The following is a 19,094-nucleotide window of genomic DNA, read 5'->3' as shown; positions in this document are numbered from 1 at the left end:
TAAAAAAATAAAACATTTTTGTCACAAAACTCGTCTTTCTGGGTTCTTTATAATACAGGCATCAAATGAGAGTGAGGTTTTAACTGACATGTTAAAGATAAAAAAGGAAGAAAAGCCTGTCTCGGATCTGACATTTGAAGATTTATTTAAGCAATATTACGTTTATGTTGTGAAACAAATTCTATGGATTGTGAAAAAACAACCTATTGCTGAAGAATTAGCACCAGAAGTATTTTTACAGCTATATAGAAATGATTGGAAGACAATTGAAAATGTATCTGGTTGGCTCATAAAATCTTCTACTTATGTTGCATATAAATATTTACGATCCGAAAAAAGGCATCAGGCGAGAATAGATAAAACGATACAACACCATGAGGTTCAACCTATCTCATCATTAGATGATGATTGGATTAGAAAAGAAGAGATTACAAAAGTACAAAACGTACTTAGTCATATGAATGAACGAGATCGAACCATATTGTTAATGAAATTTTCTGGTTTTCAATACAAAGAAATCGCAGACGTACTTCATATTGACATATCTGTTAGTAACGGTGGTAAAATCCTTTATAACAACGGTTCCAAATTCCCCAAAAATAACGGACAATGGTTTCAAAACGACAATGATGGAGTGGAGAAGCTATGGTCAAGATTGGGGAATTTTTTATGATCAGAGAATTGTATCAAAAAGGATGGACAATCAAAGCGATATCTGAAGAAACAGGATTTGATCCAAAAACTATTCGGAAATATATCCAGCAAGATGCATTACCATCAAAAAAGAAAGTAGAGAAAAAACCAAGTAAACTAGATCCATATAAACCATACCTCCTTCAAAGGATTAAAGAAGGTACTACAAATTGCGCAGTGTTATACGACGAAATTGTATCAATGGGATACCCAGGGAAGGCTACCATTTTGCGCGATTTTGTCAGACCTCATCGACAAACCCCTAAAAAACAAGCAACCTTACGGTTTGAAACACCACCTGGTAAACAGGCTCAAATGGATTGGGGATACATAGGGAACATAAAAGTTAACGAAAAAGAACAAGATGTATACGCGTTTGTAATGGTATTAGGGTACTCCAGAATGAAATATGTTGAATTTACTACAAGTATGGATTTAGAAACTTTAATGAAATGCCATATGAATGCATTTGCTTATTTTAATGGGGTTCCTGAACAAATCCTTTATGACAATATGAAAACTGTTGTAATTAAACATACACCAGTAGAGATTAGATTTAATCGAAGGTTCGAAGATTTTCTATCCTATTATGGGATTGTGCCGAAGGCGTGTAAGCCATATCGTCCACAAACAAAAGGAAAAGTAGAAAATGTAGTAGGGTATCTTAAAAAGAATTTTATGCAGCGTAAGCATACATTTACTTTAGAATCATTAAATGATGACGTCAGGGATTGGCTAAATAAAACGGCAAATCGTAAACCAAATGGAACAACAAAAGAAGCTCCAATCGCAAGATATCAAGTCGAGGAAAAGTATCTAGGAAAGTCTAATACAAAACCAGCCTTTCCAATTACAAAATGGGAAATACGAGAGGTTAGTAAGGATTGTTTTATCTCTTATCAAGGAAAACGTTACTCTGTACCGTTTCGATTCGTGGGCAAACAAGTGAAGATAAAAGAGACACTTGATCATCATCTTGAAATATATGATGAATTAGAGTGCGTCGCAATACATCCAATTCTTACAGGTAAGACTGAAACACATGTAAGCCTTGAACATTATAAAGGGCTGAATGCGACAACAAAAGGTTTGGCGACCCGTCACATTCAACCCGATGAGCTCGAAGTAGAACAACGTTCTCTTCAAGTGTATGAACAATTAGAAGGGAGTGATTCTGTATGACCACTCAGCTTATAATTGAACGCTTAATCAAAGTTGGATGGCATCATACCGCCGACCAAATTGATGGTCTTTTAGAAGATGCATCTAAACATAATGTACCATATTCTGAATTTCTAAACACCCTACTTTTGCATGAAATTGAAAAAAGAGAAGCATCAGCTTTACAGAAACGAATACAACACGCGAAACTTCCGTTTCATAAAACAATTCATGAATTTGACTTTACTTTTCAACCTAGTATTAGCGAAAAGCGAGTGAAAGAAGTATTAACATGCCGTTTTATTAATAATGGGGAAAATGTCCTACTCTTAGGACCTCCAGGAGTAGGGAAAACACATTTATCAATTGCATTTTCTAGCGAAGCTATCATGAAAGGTTATACAGCACTTTTTTTGAGAGCTGATGATTTTATTAATGAGTGTAAGAAGGCTCATACCAAGGGACTATTGAATCGAGTAATCAAACGTTGGAGTCGTCCTGATCTTCTTATCATTGACGAACTAGGCTATTTTCCCTTTGATGAATTAAGTGCCAATATCTTCTTTCAAATCATTTCAAAGCGATATGAAAAAGGGGGAGCACTCATTGTAACGTCAAATAAATCTTTTATAGAGTGGGGAAAGATTTTTGGAGATGAAGTATTAGCAATAGCTATTTTAGATCGACTCTTACATCACGCAACAACATTTAATATCAAGGGAGATTCATATAGGCTTCGTGAGAAGCAAAAAGCTGGAATACAGCCAACAACATTAAATCGCTAATAAAAGGGAATTTGATTCCGTCAAAAAAAGGGAATTTCAATACGTTATTGACATAATAAAAGTGTTTAATTTCTGGATAGCTAATAATTAATAATCACCCCTTTAATATTCAATCCCAAACATTAAAAATTACTTCACCGATATTTTCTGGTCGCCAATATTTAGCATCTTTTAATTCTTCTTCTGTTAAGTTGTGTTCCCTAGGTATAAAAGGCTTTTCTAAATAAGCTTTCGACAAAACTTGATAGTACGCTTCAAATTCACTTTCTAATATGGGCATATCAATAAAACTAAAAATAATTTTTCCTTCTACATTTTTATCCGCAAAAGCTAAGAAAGGATAAAACTCATGCAATAAAATAATAAATTCCTTATCGTCTATTATCACTATCACTTCAAAAAAATTTTTGGGATAGTGTGGTTGTATCCATTCTACTATTTTGAATTTACATGTCCTCAATACATCATAAAATATTCTCTTTGTTTCATTTTCATTATGGGAATTTAAATGTATTGCTTTCAAACCTGTAATATGTGGCGGTATTTTCACTCCCAAAACCTCATTCCCTTTTATTAACTAACCACAGATATCGAAACATTATTCCTTTTATTATACGAGAAACTCAAAAGATGGTATTAAATTTCAATTCTGTACGATTTTTTAAACAACTTTATTATTCGTGGTCAGTCCACACCTTTGGCTAATATATTTTCAATTATATAATAATAGTAATTTTCATTAGCCTGAATTCATAAAAAATAATTTCTAAAAATTTATAGCATGTCTATCTATTAAAAAAGCACTCGTTCCTTTAGTTGACAATCAAGTGCTTTAAGTTCATATGTTTTTAAGTAGCATAAATTTGTAAATTTTATAGTAATAGCATGGCACCATTTACATGTTATGACAACTACTACATTAAAACTTACGAGTTTGTACGAATTCGTTAGTTTTATGTCCATTCCATACCTTAATATTCATCATCCAGTAAAATGTCATCTCGCCTAAGCTCATACTTCGTTTTCTATTCTATCATTGCACACAGTACTCCATGATGGTACAACCATCATGGAGTACTTACTTTCAAACACCATATATTTTTTCTATCCACATCAAAAACAAATTCGTTTTCATTCTCTTTTCTTGTCTACCTACGTATTAAAATTTAAATATAATCATATATAAAACAAAAAATATACAAATAATACTTATAACTTCTATTCATCATAAACAATTAATCTTCTTATAATAAAAATGACCTTATTCAGCTTTAAGCTAAACAAGGTCATTTATCTATATTAAAACTCTTCTTCCCATGCTTCTTTTGCATCCAATAACCTTTGTGATAAAAACTCATAAAAATTCTTTGCTGTATTGTAGTCATCAAGTCCACCTTGTCTATCCCATGCTATTACTGGGCACTCATTGTTTTCCATATTACTAGTGTCTAGACAATAAGCATATTCCCCAATATCTTCAATAACTACTAAATTCTCACTCATTCCTAAATCCCTATAACTCTCTGTTTCAATAACAACAGAAGCTATATTAGACTTAGCCACCCCTAAAATATCAACACCAAATAACCCACCAGAGCCATAATTAGTTAAAAACCACTTATAACTTTCTGGCAATTTTAACTGTAGGGTATCTTGAACATAATCAACTTGTTTTTTATCTACTCCACCAGTAAAGTCATCTGATTCCATATTTATCTTAATAAAATTGGTTAATTCCTCTTTATTCATTCAAAATTCCTCCTTTTATAATTCAGCTTTATCTATTTGTTTAGCTCTCCATCTCCAATATTTCGACCTAAAATTTTCATATTGCTTTTTTAACACAGGGTCGTTTCTAAAGCTTCCACCATTCTCCACTAAGCCATGCAATATTTTATAATATTCCTTATGCATACTACCCGGGAGCTCCACCATTGATCCGGGCTCTCTTTGAATTAAATGATGAAGTTCTATAGCAGTCCCATCTTGCCAAATTGGTGCTCTTCCTTTTTTCATCAATTGGAGATTTGTCATACCAGTTTTAGGGTCAATTCTCATATAATCAATATCTAACCTTTGAAAAACCCGTCTGCTAATATCCCTTACTTCTCCATTAACTTTAGTTGTTCCAGTATATTCTACATCCTTATAGTTTTTATATTCTTTACCCGTACCCTTAGCCACACTACCTTCCTTACTAACTCCTGAACCACCACTACCCTTAGCAAGTTGATAAGCGTCATCCTTAGCTGCCGTACTTGCTTTTGAAAACTTTCCAGCTACTTCTCCAACAGTTGAAGATTCTATATAAGGAAGCCTCATTCCTATTCCAGTATCCACCATCCTAACTGCTACTGGAATAGGAGTATTTTTCATAGCATCTAGTGCATTTTTTAAAGTCTTATTTTCCTTAAGCGATTGTACCACATTTTTACCCAAATTTGGATTAAAACCAGGCATTCCTTCTTTGAATTTTAATAATTTCGCTAAATCAGCTAATTCACTCGTCCCTTTGAATGCTTTTACTCCTTTTCCTACTGCTCCAACAACTGGGATTGCATCTAATCCGCCAAAAATGATGTTTCCTACCCGCTCTTCTTGGCTCAATTTCCTATGTGTTCCCCAGTCTTCTCCGTCGATACCGCTTTTTATTTGTACACCTCCGTATACTACTGCGGCAGCGGCCCCGAGTGGTGGACAAAGGATTGTTGTGATGATGATTCCTACGCCTATTCCTATGTCTCGCACCATTTCTAGTTTTTTCTGTTCATCTTCTATCGATTTGTATTCAAATCCTCGTGTGGATGGGACTACTTTCTTGTATTCTTCATAATTTAATTTTGCATCTGGATTTTGTTTTTTTAGTTCTTTGTACTCCCCTCTCAGTACGTTATCAAATGCAGGTGAATCTTTAAAAATATCTTCTACTGTTATTTTATCTTTCTTCTTCTGTATTGTTTGTGGTACACTTCCGTAGCCTGCATGCGCACCTGGTAATACTGTCGTTGTTGTGGAGCCAATTCGGTTATTTGTTTCAAAACTGAGAATAGATGTATCTCTCACTTTTTGAGCGAATTTATCCATTTCTACTAAAAAAGGTTTATCTATATGTTCAGAGACTAATCGCCCTGCTTCTCCGCAATATTTTTGTAATGTCGTATAACTATCAAGTAATTCCCCGATTTTTTGCGATTGATCTTTAGGATTAAAATGGATACTACCATCCGAGTCTAAATCTCGTATTCTTCCATCAATTCTTTTTAATGATTCATTTGCTTCCCGTAATTTCATGAGTGCATCTTTTGTAATTCGATTCATACCATCTCCCATGTTTTGCCATGGTTCAGGTCTATATTTCACATCCATCTCGTTTTCATCCCCCCAGCCGTATGGTGATTTCTACAACTTACTTAATATTTCACGTAATTGTTCGTCCTTTTCAAGCATTTCTACACATACATTCCCTACAACTGTCGCTGACCTAGAATAGTGTTCAGCCAATTCTAGTGTTTTGTGTAATATATCAGGATATTTTTCAATTACTCTCATCGCTTCACCTTTTTGATAAAAATCACAGCTTAATAAACTCTCAATATTCGTTCCAATGACGTCTACATGGATTTTATATATATTTTCTAACTTCATTACTATATCTAGTAGTTCTTGAAAATTAACTAATACTTCTTCTCCACCACCAGAACCACTATCTCCCATTGATACTTGCATTATTGAATACCTCCTAACGAGAATTGTCTCGGGTCAATTAACTTTTTATATGGCATTTTTAACACGTCATACAATTTCTTATTAACCGCATAGAGGCTCACCCAGTCATATCGATTACGATCTACATCTATTTGAACGAAATCTTCTCCTTCAGTGAAATATAAGAAACATTCCCATTTTCCTCCTCTATTACTTCGAGGCCTCGTATACGTTTCTATCGCTATAACGTCTTTATTTGATAAATCTTTTTCCTCAAATGTTTGTTGTTCTGCCTCTGTCATTCTCTTTGAGAAAAATGTATCTTCTATTTCTCTCGGTTCTCTCAATAAGAAGGGTATGCGTGTTAATAATGAAAAATATACGTCCGGTTTTGGTATGTAGTCGATCTCGTATTTTTTATTTGGTTCTATTTCTGTTAATACAGCCACTCGGTCTTTATCCTCTTTTAAAAAGCCAATTAATACATTATTCATTCTCGTGTATTCATGACAATTTTCATATTCCTTTAATAGTTCAATTATTTGAAAAGCTGCAGGGGTAATTCCATTTTCACTTGTAAGTAGGCCTTTTTCTTTTAAACTCGTAGTTGCTTTCGTGACACATTCTGCATCAAGTAAAATAATTGCGTCACGGTTTGGCAATCCAAATATATCGGTAACCCCAGCTGCACCTGCGAGAACATATAATTCAGCAGGTGCAAAACTCATTTCTTTCCCCATTCTTTTATCCCTCGTTTCTCCATCACAATTGTTTTATCGCCCTTACTTCCGATTTATCTCCGTACGTTTGAATGCTTTTATCTAACTCTTTCAAAGCTTTCGTATGCCCTTCAAATGCCTCTACCATTTCTGAATTATATTGAATGATCAAATCAAGGTAACTTAAAAAAGCATCTCGCGTTTTTCCATTCCATTTCGCACCTGTGACATATGCTTTTAAGTCTTTCGCTTGGTTTAAAGAATCCTTCATACCATTTTCAATGTTTTGTGCGTAAGAAATGGCACTTGCAGTGTTACTTCCTATAATTTCAACCTCTTTACCACTCATGTTGGTTCCCTCCATTCTTTGTATGCTTAATGGATAAAGTTTTCAAATTCCTTTTTCTTTTCTTCAAAAGCCTTGGTCGCTGCAGCGTATGCTGACGCTTTCTCCGATTCTGCTTTCGCTTTATATTCCAAATACTTTGCATAAGCTGTACTTTTTGCAGATCCAATATCGCTTAATGCACTTTTAAAATAGGATAATACTGTATGTAAGTCTTCATCCTTTTCATGACGTTTTTGTTCAAATTCAACTGCCGGAATTTTATTAGCTTCTAAGCCATTACTTTTACTCTCATACTCTTTCTTCGCTGATTCAGCCTCTTGAATGAATTGCTTTAACTCTCTTTCTTTATCTTTTAAATAATCATGTAAATCATCATACCGATCTCGTTTCCTCGCACTTTCTGTAAAACCAGACGCATTTAAAAAAGCATTATACAATTCATCTAACATCTTTCTCCCCCTTTAGCACAATAACTATGTAGTTAAATCCGTATATTTAAACATGAATATTCATTACATTAAGAATTAACAAATAATTTTTTTACATATTGCTATTTTATCAAAGGGATTTTAACATTTCCATATTTTATGAATGGCTTTCGCATTTTTCTTCAATAAAGTGAAACTTTAATCAATATGACTATGTATTTATGTGCAGAAATAATAAAAAACACTGCCAGGCGCAGTGTTTTTTATTATTTCCTTTTATCCAATTCATTCATATTAAATCCTTGCTTGAGAGTAAGACCAGTTCTTTCTTATTTTCATCAACAACTATTTCTGGATAATCCCAATGAAGCGTACGAGTAGACTCCCTGATTCGTTTTACTATTCCTTTGGCTGTTTTATTTCTATATTCATTCCAATATTTTGGCTCAGTCGCTCTTAAAAGAACGATAGAAAAAGGATCTGATATGAATATCAGATCCTTAACTTTAATTTCTTAATACATACATCTTTTTACACGATAACTGGTTCGTACGTGCTCAAATTATCATACTCAGTTTTTACAATACTAGGCGGAAGGTTAACAAATCCTCAGATTTACCTTTTCTTGTAGCAGTGCATAATGTTTAATAAAATTAAAGCATATTTTTACTTACCAGACTTAATTTTTTCGTTATATTCTTCTAAAGTTAACCCTTTTTCTTTTAGATAAACGGCAACTTCTTTCCCTACATAACGATAGTGCCATGGCTCATACTTAATGCCAGTAATATTCTCTTTCTCTTTTGGATAGCGGAGAGTAAATCCATATTCTGCAGCATTCTTATCTAACCATTTGAATGCATCGGTAGTTTCAAATTTTGCATTTAAATCTTCTACAGTATTCTGCCATTCAACTGAAATAATGTCTAACGCTAATCCAGTATGATGTTCACTTGCACCAGGATACTGAAGATATTCCAACGCCTTAGCACTAGCCTCTTTATCCGACAAACCTTGAGATTTATAGCTTTTAACTGACGCATCATAATAAGTTTGTTGTAATTTTATAGCTCGATAACCTGATCTTAAATAAAGATTGATTCCCTCTTTTTTTGCAGCTGCTACCATATCCTGATAGGAAGTTGCAATTCTACTATCTATTTTCATATTTGGCTTCGCATTTTGGGTGATACTTGTTAATTCAATTCCTAGTTCCTTTGATAACATATGCTCTCTATTTACAAGGATAATTCTCCAATCATTAACATCAGAAATAGGTAAAACATCTTTTTTCTTCGCATGTATTTCATTTTTATTTTTATCGTTATTATTAGTAGTTTCCTGAGATGTTTGCTTTCCACTACAAGCAGCAAGACTCCATCCCATTGCCAATACCAATGCTAAAATTATAAATTTTTTAATTGTATCTCATTCCCTTTTTGTTTATTAGTCTTTATACCAATTTCCCAACACGTCTCTAGGAATTTCCTTGAAATCCTTCAAAGAAACGGGGCCGACAAACTTTTTAATTCCATGTTTTTTAGAATTTTCATCCGAGTAATCTTTTAAGAATTGAATTTTAAATTGTTTCTTACCATCAGCATAGTCGGTTACTGTCGGTACGATTGCCGCTTGTCGTATACCAAAAGTTTTATCTTCATACTTAACAAATTGTACATAAGATAATCCTCCAACTAATGTTTCTAATTTTTCTTGCGCAGAAATAAGATTTCCAAGAGAATAATAGATTAGCGTTTCATGTCCATCTTTATTTTGTTTCCACTCAATTGGTTGAATTACATGCGGATGATTTCCAATTACTACATCTACACCTAAATCTGTTAAATATTGAGCAACTTCTTTTTGTTGCTTTGAAGGTGTTGAGGTATATTCTACTCCCCAATGCACCATAACAATCACCATATCAGAGCTACTCTTTGCCTTTTCCACATCATTTTGTATCGCTTTTTTATCAATTAAATTTAAAGCCCAAGACTTATCAGCTGGAATTTTAATTCCATTCGTACCATATGTATAATTTAGTAACGCAAAACGAATACCATTTTTTGTAATCGTTTTTATTTCATTACGCTCGTTTTTACTCTCATTAATACCTACCGGGATAACATCCGGATATTTTTTCCAGTATTCTCTTGTATTCGCAACACCTTTAATACCCATATCCATAGCGTGATTTGTCGCTTGCGTCACTATATTGAATCCAGTGCCCACTAAAGATTGCCCTACTTCTTCAGGTGTATTGAAAGTCGGATATCCTTGTACTTTTAAATTATTCCCGGCAATCGGAGTCTCCTGGTTCACTATAGCAAGATCACTTGATTTAACAGCTTTTTTGATATTTTCATAAATATAATTATAATCATATGAACCGTCTTTTTGTTTGCCATCTTTAATTACTGCGTCATGATATAAATTATCACCCGTAGCTATTAAATTCACAACCGATTGTACTTTTTTATCTTCCGTAAAATTAGGAGACTGTTGGATAGGACTTTTCTCTACCCAATTTGGTGCTTTTAATGATGTATCTATATTGGATTCAGCCGGTGGTAATGAAGCTTTAGATGTCTTAACATCAGTATTACCACAAGCGGTTAAAAGCACTAAAAAAATAAGACATACTAAAAAAAACTTTTTACTTCTCTGTAAAGTATCTAACATGTGATCCTCTTTTCTGTTTTATTCCTTATAACTAGTTCTAACAAATCATTCTTTAAAAAAACGTATTTTGGTTTTACCCTTAATTATGGAAGGACACTCTGTTACACCTGCTTCGGAATATACTAATAATTGTTTTCCGCTTTCTAGCAATCTATCGATTCCATCAGAAGTAATAGATTACTAGAAAAACATAATCCATCAGGATGTCGACTAGTTTGATATACCTATTCCAATTGCAATAACTCGTTTAATATTTAAACAAGATAGGAGAATCGTTCATATAGCCTCTTCTCTCGCTTTATGTTTAAGGTGCCTCCAAAAAAGGGATCGTTGCTGTACCCCTTTGCATAGTGCGAAATTTTTGTAACTAATTTCTTTCATTCAAGCGACAAACATTATACCGATAACAATAAGTAAGACCCAAGAACTTATTTTACCAATATACGAAAAAAGTAGCAATCTTTTGCCCCATATAAAGAAGCCAATTAGGAGAAATGAACGAGAGATTCATTCTATTCAATTCCTTCATTGATTAATAAAAAACAAGCCACCCAACTATTGGATGGCTCTATACTATAAAGAGAATTTGTTATTGGATTACTTCAATTTCCCTTCAAAAACAATCTTCCTACCGCACGGCTCAACTACTGTTTTGCCGTCTTTCTTTACTTCATGAAAGATTGGCTCTTCCATACGACGAGACGGAGCGTAGCCTTCTTGTTCCATACGTGCTAAGCAGTCTGTAATTGTTTCATTTTCAAGTACTTCAAATTTCTTTTTATTAGGTTGTTTTGTCATGCCCTAACCTACTTTCTATTTTTCTTGATGCGAATTGATTTTTCATGTAGACCATATATAACATTGCGAGAATTCCCATTATAATCATAACCGCAATAAAAAAGCTTGTATACTGTATTTTTTCTATAAATACGCCGCCTAATACAGGTCCCATAATACTTCCTAAACTAAAAGCGATTCCGGATAATATATTACCTGCTGGTAGTAAGTGTCTCGGTAATAAATCAGTCATAAATCCAAGCCCTAAAGAGAAGCACGATCCAATAACCATACCCGCTAAAAGCATGCAGGCAAAGACGATCCAGTAATATTGATCAAATACGGCGGCAAGTAGAAAAATGCCCGTACTTATGCTAAACGTCCACGTTAATATACGGTCCCTTCCGTATTTGTCACTTAATATACCGAGCGGAATTTGTGTAATAATACCCCCAACTGCAAATGCTGGTAATAAGAAGGATACATCTGAAACAGACCACCCTTTACGAAGTGCGTATACTGGTAAGTTACTGTTTAACATCGCTTCAAGTACGCCATATGCAAGTGGACCTAGCAATGCAATCCATCCTAATCCAACAACTTGTTTATAACGAGAAAATGATGATTCACTCTTCACTTCTCTTTCATCTTGCGCTGGGAATGCATTTTTTGTTGGAAGTAGTAAAAGCCAACCTATTAGACAAAGTATAGTAGATATAATAAATGGTGTTGCAAGACCGTACTGCACAGTGCTTGCTAAATACGGACCAACGGCAAAACCAATTCCGAAGAATACACCATATATCGATACTTGTCTCCCTATTTTACTTGGGTCTGATGTTGTCGTGATCCATGTTTGTGTTCCGACATGAAGCATATGATCTCCGACTCCAACTAGAAATCTAAGGATAAACCATACCCAAAACGAAAATGTTTGTGTAAAAAAGAATAATGAAATAATAACGAGAAACCCACCTATAACAATAATCGGCTTCATTCCAAACCTTTGCATCGGTTTTTCAAGAAACGGCGAAATGACTAATATCCCAATGTACAATGCCGTCGCATGAATACCATTAATACTTGAACTAACCCCTTCTTGTTCAAAAATCATTGCAATGGCAGGTAAGAGCATTCCTTGTGATAAACCCGAGATTGCTACAATCCCAACCATAATCCAAAAAGTAAAACGCATTGACATCCCTTTCCCTCTCCTTCTCACGCTTCCACTTTTCATTATAAACTGTTTTTGCAAATGCGTGTACGAATATTCATAATAAAAAAGAAGCTAAAAGAATGAACCTTTTAGCTTCCTATCCTTCCCAAACTTGCGCTTTCACATTGTAATGAAAGTGTTTAAAATATGGATTTTCATAAAATGAAGGTCCATATAAGTAATGTTGCATATGAGCTGTTAGTGGCTGCTGCATCTGTAAAGGAACTACAGCTGGTGAAACTTGCATATACATCGGATCTATCATTATTTTTGTATAGATATGATGATTATATGGCGAATAAGCGATTAAGGATGGTTTATGCATTGATAATCTCCCCTTATACATACAAATGTTATAGTATATGCAACACTTCTCATTTCGGGGATTATTTCTGTTCTAACCAATCCTCTACATGTTTTATAAATACATCTAAACAATCAATAAACGGCGAGTGTCCGCAATCTTCTAATACCTTCAACTCTGCATTTGGCAAATGTTTCGCTAATTCCTCACCGACTACTTGCGGTACGACATAATCTCTATCACCTTGTATGACGAGTGTTGGCGCTTTAATACGATGAATTTGCTTACTTCCCCCTACAACCCCGTTATGTTCATCTGAAATATTAAATGTAATGAGCGCATAATTCACATCTACGAAATTACGTTGCGTTAACATATCATCTAAATACTTTTCATAACGGTCCGGTTCAGGTTGATTATGTGTATATATTAATAGATTCCATACTGTACGGTAATATAGTTTGTTCATATTTTTTATCGCGTCTAATACTGGAGCGATTTGTACTAGATCTTGCGCAATTTCTTCTTTCGTCTTTACTAAACTTGATACAATCGGCTGCCCATTCGTATCTTTTTTAAAGATTGGGTATCCTTTCATTCCTACTGATTCTACTAAAATTAACTTTTCTACAAAAGTTGGGTGGTTCGCTGTAAATTGCATCGCAACGCCACCGCCCATTGACCAGCCCATTAATGAGAATTTCTCTAGCTTTAACTCGTCGATAAATAATTTTATATCTTCTACAAAGTCTTGTAATGAATCTATGGACTGATTATACGTTGATTGTCCAAACCCTCTTAAATCAAGAGCGTAAATATGGTATTGATCTTGCAACTTTTCAATAACTAAATCCCAATGTTGTGACGATGTCATGTTCCCGTGAATGAGTAAAAGAATATCTGTATTTCGCCTTCCAACTTCCTGATATGCAATCGTTTCTCCGTTCGATAGTGAAACAAACTCCATTGTTGCAGGCTTAATCATCACAAGTTCCCCCATTCTATTTAATAGAAAGAAAATTCTTTACTTAATTAAAGAATAGCACGTAGAATGTACGTTCGCAACATAAAACCTATAAGAATTTTTTACATAAATCAACATGTCTATTACTAGACAATTATTATAAAAAAGTATATAGTTAGCTAGGTAACTAATTTGAAAGGATCAAAATACATGGACGAAAAACAACATTTTTTTCACATCGTCAGCCAGACTTCTCGAAAGTTTACGAAGAAATTTAATGAACGTGTATCTCCAACAGGGTTATTTAGTGCGCAATGGGCTGTTATTTTCCGCATTAATCAAACTGGTTCTTGTACGCAAACAGAATTATGCCAGTATTTAAATGTTGAATCACCAACGATGACTCGTACGTTAACACGTATGGAAACGATGGGATGGATTATTCGTACAGAAGGTAAAGATCGCCGTGAGAAGCTCATTTCTTTATCCGAAACAGCGATAAAGATGATTCCAATATGGCAAGAAGAAGTTGATACTTTCGAAGAAAAAACGCTAGAAGGTATTAACGAAGATGATTTACATCAAGCATTTCAAGTGTTACAACAAATTATTAAAAATTTAGATTAAATTGGAGGGATGACGATGCAAAGTGAGAAACTTTGGACGAAGGATTTCCTCGGAACTTGTTTTAGTAGTCTATTTCTCTTCTTAACGTTTTACATGCTTATGACTACTCTGCCTGTCTATGTAATAGACGGCCTAAAAGGAAAACCTGAGGAAATTGGTTTAGTTGCAACTGTGTTTCTTATTTCTTCTGTTTTATGTAGACCATTCACAGGAAAATGGCTCGATGATTTAGGAAGAAAGAAAATATTATTTATTTCACTTTCATTATTTTTAGCCGCTACTGTTATGTATTTCGGTGCGCAAAGTTTATTCTTATTACTTGCCCTTCGCTTCTTACACGGTATTGGGTTCGGGATGGCAACGACAGCTACTGGTACGATCGTAACTGATGTTGCGCCAGCTCATCGACGAGGCGAAGCACTTGCATATTTCGGCGTATTTATGAGTCTACCGATGGTAATTGGTCCTTTTTTAGGTTTAACAATTATTTCTCATTTTTCGTTTACTGTGTTATTTATCGTTTGTTCCGTATTTTCATTACTTGCATTTTTATTAGGGCTACTTGTCGATATTCCTCACGAAGCACCTGTTAGCAAACAAAAACGTGAAAAAATGAAATGGAAAGACTTAATCGAACCATCTTCTATTCCAATTGCACTTACAGGATTTGTTTTAGCCTTTTCTTATAGTGGTATTTTATCCTTTATTCCTATTTATGCGAAAGAACTCGGTTTAAGTGAAATTGCAAGTTACTTCTTTATTTTATACGCACTTGTTGTTGTCATTTCTCGTCCATTTACAGGAAAGATTTTTGATCGCTTCGGTGAAAATGTACTCGTTTACCCTGCTATCATTATTTTCACAATCGGAATGTTCATATTAAGCCAAGCACAAACTTCATTTTGGTTCCTTGGCGCAGGTATGCTAATCGGTTTAGGTTACGGGACATTAATTCCGAGTTTCCAAACGATTGCGATTTCTGCCGCTCCAAACCATAGACGTGGTTCTGCGACAGCTACGTATTTCTCATTCTTTGATAGTGGTATTGGTTTTGGTTCTTTCATTTTAGGTATTGTCGCAGCGAAATCCAGTTATCATAATATGTATTTTATCGCAGCTATTATCGTTGCGTTCACTTTACTTTTATATTATGGATTACACGGACGAAAACAAAAATTCAAGAAACAACCTACAGACGGAAAAATTTCCGCTTAACGTTAATAAGGAAAGTAAACTTCCCCGTTTACTTTCCTTATTTTGTATTTCTTTCAAGACGAGCGTATACTTATAGTAGAAATAAAAAGGAGGGCCATATATGAAACTAAAAAGATCTCCCCTACTCTTACTTATACTAACATTCATATTTGTAATTACAGGGCTTGGGTTTACTTACTTCAAACAAAATAAAACGACCCCATCAAAACATAATGTAACAAAAGAAAACTGGTTAAATGACCCTTACTTACGTTGGTCATATACCCATATGAAAGAATTCACTTTAGTTAATAACGTAAAAAACAATCCTGACCAAATTGCTCACTTCCCTTCCGCATTGCAAAACTTAGACGATTTTGCTGTGGAGCGTAGATTCGGAAATACAACTCCTCTAAAAAAACTTTTAGACGATAACAAAACAGATGCTTTTGTCGTTGTACATAATGGACAACTTGTTTACGAACGATATTTCAATGGGTATAAACAGAATGAACCTCATGGTATGGCATCATTAGCAAAAGTCTTTACCGGGGCAATTATACAATCTCTCGCTGAAGAAAAACGTATTGACTTAGAAAAAACAGCTGACACTTACATAAAAGAATTAAAAAACACACCGTTCGGTAATGCCACACTTCAGCAATTAATGGACATGCAAGTTTCAGCTGAATATCCTACTCATGGATATGAGCAACCTGGGCTAGAAAATCAAGATGCACAATTATATTTAGCTAGCAATATTTTACCCCGCGGCAAAAATTACGACGGTCCGATGAAAATTTATGATATGTTACGGGAAGCCGAAGAAACTGCACCGCCTGGTTCTTCCTTTTCTTACAATAACGGATCAACAGAAACGCTCGCTTGGATTATTAGAACTATTACTGGTAAATCACTAGCTGAAAATGTAAGTGAACGAATTTGGTCTCAAATTGGTATGGAAGAAAACGCGTATTACGTTACAGATGAAACAAAAGTAGAACAAGCTAGTGCTGGATTAAATGCAACTGCTAGAGATATGGCGAGATTTGGGCAATTACTATTAAACAACGGGGAATATAACGGAAAACAAATTCTCCCTTCTTCTATTACAGAAAGTGTAAAAAATGTACAAGAAGGTGAACTTGAAATTAGTAGTGGCGCTTCTATTTCTTATCATAATCAATGGTGGATTCCCCACAATGAACAAGGTGCTTTCGAAGTGTTAGGTAGTTACGGACAAACACTTTACATCGATCCGAAAGCCAATATGGTAATCGTTCATTTCTCTTCTAACGCAACGCCAAGTAATGAAATACATTCGGTTTATTCAAATATGTATATTGATATTGCACATCATTTAGAAAAGCTTCCACAGTAGTGGAAGCAGGAGTTTAAACCTTGCACAGTTATGACTATTCAATTGAACACTCGATCTGTTGTGCTAAAACGTCAATATAGTAAAAAAGGATCTCTCTTGATATAGAGAGATCCTTTTTTTTATTTCTTCTTCTTTTCTGTCGGTTGGCTTTGTTTAGCGAAATTAGATGAATCATCGAAATTTGGTTGCTTTTTACCTGCATTATTACTTCTACCTTTTCCCATATGTAATGCACCTCCCCTCATCCTTACTATTCCCAATAAAAAACTCCTCTTGCGTTCAGGAAAAAATTTTTATTGTCGCTTATTAATAATGTCCAACAGTTCTCGTAGTACTTCCAACACTCTCGGTTCTGCCATACCATATTGTATACTTTCAACCATAATGTTAATGGTGATCATCATGATGAGCTTGATAAAGAACAGCTTGTGGATAAAAAAACCGTACATTCCATACATGTGAAAGAAGTTTTAGTGGTATTTTGACTCATCCAAGCATATAAAGTAACTAAATACTTGCTTGGTACCTATCTGTTTGTTGCACAAAACCAACATCCCTAGTAATCTCTCGTAAGATATTTGGAGATAACAATCTTTAAAATTCTTAAGCAAATAATTGTAATTCATCAGATACAAGAATAGACATAAAAAAACGCTATCCTTTCCTATATATTTATAGAAAGAATAGGTTTTTTCATTTTAATAGTATTACTTGATAGTATTGGCATTCCTATTAAAGCTAATATACAAATAACATCAATAAACTTGTAACTATGCCAACCCAAATGCAAAGAATGAAACAATAACCCATAATGTCTTTAATTTTCAATCCCAGCACACCTAAAAGAGGTAATGCCCAGAACGGCTGAATCAAATTTGTCCATGCGTCCCCCCAACCTACCGCCATAGCGATAGTAGCCGGATCTACACCTAACTTCAATCCTGCCGGGACCTGCAGTGGTCCTTGTAAAGCCCATTGCCCCCCGCCAGATGGCGCCAATAAGTTTACCAACCCGGCTGACCAATATGTAAATATATCAAATGTATCCTTTGACGCAATGGATGCCATCCATTCAATGATTGAGCTTCCCAAACCTGAACTACCTAAAACAGCAATAATCCCTGCATAAAATGGAAACTGTAAGATAATTGGAGAAATGGATTGCGCAGATTCTTTGAATCCTTGTGCAAAGTTACCAAGAGAACCATGTAGGAGCAAACCAAGTGACAAGAAAAACAAATTAATGATATTTAAATCTAAACTATGACCGTTCATGAATTCATAAACACAATACAACGTGCCGATTGCGCCTAATATTATTCCTAAAACTGGTGTCCATTCCAGTTTTTCCGCAGGAGTTAAACTTTTTTGAGGAGGTTTTACAAAAGAATTTGTATCAGTTTCGATTGCTTTATAGCTGATAATCCCACTTTTAGGAGCCATAAGTACAATAATAATTGGCATCGTGATGAATAGAGTGAAAAAAATAATTAAAGTAGAGTAACTAAAGATTGTTTGTGAGGTAGGAATAATTCCAATCATATCTACAAGAAAATGATCCTTTGTGGCAATTGTCAGGCCAATAGAACTGGAGAGACCTGCGCTATATAAGGCTGTCGGAGCATAAGCAGCTGCTACAAGTAATGGAAAATGTGCATTCGCATTCTTTTTTGCTACTTCCTTTGCAATGATAGCTCCCACAACTACGGCTAGACCCCAATTGATATAGTATGCAATTGCACTGATCAAAAATGTCATCGTATAGGCCTTTTGAGGTGTATCGGCTAACTTTGCAACAGACTGCAAGGCTCTATTAATAAACGGGACAGAAGCTAACGTCATCCCTGTAACCATTAGCAATACCATTTGCATTGTAAACGTTAAATAAGTCCAAAACCCATCCCCCCAAGATTTTACGATTTTGTACGGATTTGAGGGATTCATCAACAAAGCTATAATGAAAGTAAATAAAGTGAGCAGCACTGCAATAACAAAGGCATCCGGGACATATTTCTGAGACCATTTCGAAAATATATTTGCACATCGTGTAAGCAACGATTCTTTCTTTTCTGGTTCTGAATTTGTCTCCATTAAGGAATGTTTCATAAA

20 protein-coding genes and 1 pseudogene are annotated in these 19,094 nt (G+C 34.6%); 6 read left to right on the top strand and 15 right to left on the bottom strand.

Translation table 11 applies throughout. The features are described 5' to 3' along the window. Window positions 1–88 precede the first annotated feature (88 nt). From F3I02_RS15300 to istB, 3 genes are read left to right on the top strand one after another with little or no spacing between them, the layout of a single operon-like run. On the top strand, window positions 89–673 hold the full coding sequence (locus F3I02_RS15300; protein ID WP_230876756.1) for an RNA polymerase sigma factor SigX: 585 nt from the start codon (window positions 89–91) through the stop codon (window positions 671–673). After that, window positions 646–1,875 (top strand): IS21 family transposase, encoded by a 1,230-nt coding sequence (gene istA, locus F3I02_RS15295; RefSeq protein ID WP_196477521.1) that lies wholly within the window; start codon window positions 646–648, stop codon window positions 1,873–1,875. Before F3I02_RS15300 ends, istA begins: the two co-directional genes overlap by 28 nt. Continuing rightward, on the top strand, window positions 1,872–2,639 hold the full coding sequence (gene istB / locus F3I02_RS15290; protein WP_196477522.1) for an IS21-like element helper ATPase IstB: 768 nt from the start codon (window positions 1,872–1,874) through the stop codon (window positions 2,637–2,639). The genes istA and istB overlap by 4 nt, the downstream gene beginning before the upstream one ends. A gap of 109 nt (window positions 2,640–2,748) precedes the next feature. Here istB and F3I02_RS15285 read toward each other — a convergent pair whose 3' ends face one another. From F3I02_RS15285 to phaZ, 13 genes are all read right to left on the bottom strand, one after another. Further along, the gene (locus F3I02_RS15285) at window positions 2,749–3,189 is read right to left on the bottom strand and encodes a hypothetical protein (protein ID WP_044584677.1); all 441 of its coding nucleotides are present in this window, start codon (window positions 3,187–3,189) and stop codon (window positions 2,749–2,751) included. Window positions 3,190–3,938: 749 nt separating this feature from the next. Further along, a complete protein-coding gene (locus F3I02_RS15280) occupies window positions 3,939–4,388 on the bottom strand; it encodes an SMI1/KNR4 family protein (protein WP_001030887.1) in 450 nt (149 codons plus the stop codon). Between the two features lie 15 nt (window positions 4,389–4,403). Further along, the gene (locus tag F3I02_RS15275) at window positions 4,404–6,005 is read right to left on the bottom strand and encodes an HNH/ENDO VII family nuclease (RefSeq protein ID WP_196478120.1); all 1,602 of its coding nucleotides are present in this window, start codon (window positions 6,003–6,005) and stop codon (window positions 4,404–4,406) included. Between the two features lie 33 nt (window positions 6,006–6,038). Further along, window positions 6,039–6,365: a hypothetical protein gene (locus tag F3I02_RS15270; protein ID WP_001198201.1), complete on the bottom strand. Its 327-nt coding sequence runs from the start codon at window positions 6,363–6,365 to the stop codon at window positions 6,039–6,041. Continuing rightward, window positions 6,365–7,084: a DUF5081 family protein gene (locus F3I02_RS15265; protein WP_000514121.1), complete on the bottom strand. Its 720-nt coding sequence runs from the start codon at window positions 7,082–7,084 to the stop codon at window positions 6,365–6,367. Before F3I02_RS15265 ends, F3I02_RS15270 begins: the two co-directional genes overlap by 1 nt. 22 nt (window positions 7,085–7,106) lie before the next feature. Then, entirely contained in the window at window positions 7,107–7,412 is a 306-nt protein-coding gene (locus F3I02_RS15260; RefSeq protein WP_000014535.1) for a WXG100 family type VII secretion target, read from the bottom strand. A 26-nt stretch (window positions 7,413–7,438) separates the two neighbouring features. Next, window positions 7,439–7,861, bottom strand: a complete 423-nt coding sequence (locus F3I02_RS15255) for a hypothetical protein (RefSeq protein ID WP_196478119.1) — start codon at window positions 7,859–7,861, stop codon at window positions 7,439–7,441. Between the two features lie 645 nt (window positions 7,862–8,506). Beyond that, window positions 8,507–9,238, bottom strand: a complete 732-nt coding sequence (locus F3I02_RS15250; RefSeq protein ID WP_106082288.1) for a M15 family metallopeptidase — start codon at window positions 9,236–9,238, stop codon at window positions 8,507–8,509. A 48-nt stretch (window positions 9,239–9,286) separates the two neighbouring features. Continuing rightward, window positions 9,287–10,522 (bottom strand): CapA family protein, encoded by a 1,236-nt coding sequence (locus F3I02_RS15245; protein WP_000887610.1) that lies wholly within the window; start codon window positions 10,520–10,522, stop codon window positions 9,287–9,289. Between the two features lie 597 nt (window positions 10,523–11,119). Beyond that, the gene (locus F3I02_RS15240; protein ID WP_000166303.1) at window positions 11,120–11,320 is read right to left on the bottom strand and encodes an NETI motif-containing protein; all 201 of its coding nucleotides are present in this window, start codon (window positions 11,318–11,320) and stop codon (window positions 11,120–11,122) included. Then, window positions 11,304–12,500 (bottom strand): MFS transporter, encoded by a 1,197-nt coding sequence (locus tag F3I02_RS15235; RefSeq protein WP_000062798.1) that lies wholly within the window; start codon window positions 12,498–12,500, stop codon window positions 11,304–11,306. The genes F3I02_RS15240 and F3I02_RS15235 overlap by 17 nt, the downstream gene beginning before the upstream one ends. Window positions 12,501–12,612: 112 nt before the next feature. Beyond that, complete coding sequence (locus F3I02_RS15230) at window positions 12,613–12,840, bottom strand: hypothetical protein (protein ID WP_000549500.1); 228 nt, start codon at window positions 12,838–12,840, stop codon at window positions 12,613–12,615. A gap of 61 nt (window positions 12,841–12,901) precedes the next feature. Then, window positions 12,902–13,804 (bottom strand): intracellular short-chain-length polyhydroxyalkanoate depolymerase, encoded by a 903-nt coding sequence (phaZ, locus tag F3I02_RS15225; protein ID WP_196478118.1) that lies wholly within the window; start codon window positions 13,802–13,804, stop codon window positions 12,902–12,904. A 189-nt stretch (window positions 13,805–13,993) separates the two neighbouring features. On the opposite strand from phaZ, the gene F3I02_RS15220 reads away from it, so the two are divergent. The 3 genes from F3I02_RS15220 (at window position 13,994) to F3I02_RS15210 (ending at window position 16,985) form a co-directional block, all read left to right on the top strand. Then, entirely contained in the window at window positions 13,994–14,410 is a 417-nt protein-coding gene (locus tag F3I02_RS15220) for a MarR family winged helix-turn-helix transcriptional regulator (RefSeq protein ID WP_000343675.1), read from the top strand. A gap of 15 nt (window positions 14,411–14,425) precedes the next feature. Next, complete coding sequence (locus F3I02_RS15215; RefSeq protein WP_001190318.1) at window positions 14,426–15,625, top strand: MFS transporter; 1,200 nt, start codon at window positions 14,426–14,428, stop codon at window positions 15,623–15,625. 100 nt (window positions 15,626–15,725) lie between these two features. After that, window positions 15,726–16,985: a serine hydrolase domain-containing protein gene (locus tag F3I02_RS15210; protein WP_000769542.1), complete on the top strand. Its 1,260-nt coding sequence runs from the start codon at window positions 15,726–15,728 to the stop codon at window positions 16,983–16,985. Between the two features lie 442 nt (window positions 16,986–17,427). On the opposite strand, the pseudogene F3I02_RS34910 reads toward F3I02_RS15210, so the two are convergent. Together F3I02_RS34910 and F3I02_RS15205 are read right to left on the bottom strand one after the other, a co-directional pair. Continuing rightward, a pseudogene (locus tag F3I02_RS34910) lies at window positions 17,428–17,576 on the bottom strand (IS4 family transposase); the annotation flags it as partial. A 147-nt stretch (window positions 17,577–17,723) separates the two neighbouring features. Next, window positions 17,724–19,091, bottom strand: coding sequence for a short-chain fatty acid transporter (locus F3I02_RS15205; protein WP_196478117.1), 1,368 nt, complete (start codon window positions 19,089–19,091; stop codon window positions 17,724–17,726). Window positions 19,092–19,094: the final 3 nt, after the last annotated feature.

This window comes from Bacillus sp. SRB3LM (assembly GCF_015712745.1).
In the GTDB taxonomy this organism is placed as follows: domain Bacteria; phylum Bacillota; class Bacilli; order Bacillales; family Bacillaceae_G; genus Bacillus_A; species Bacillus_A thuringiensis_K.
Note: the sequence above shows the minus strand (reverse complement) of the source record. Positions and strands in the feature narration are given on the sequence as shown.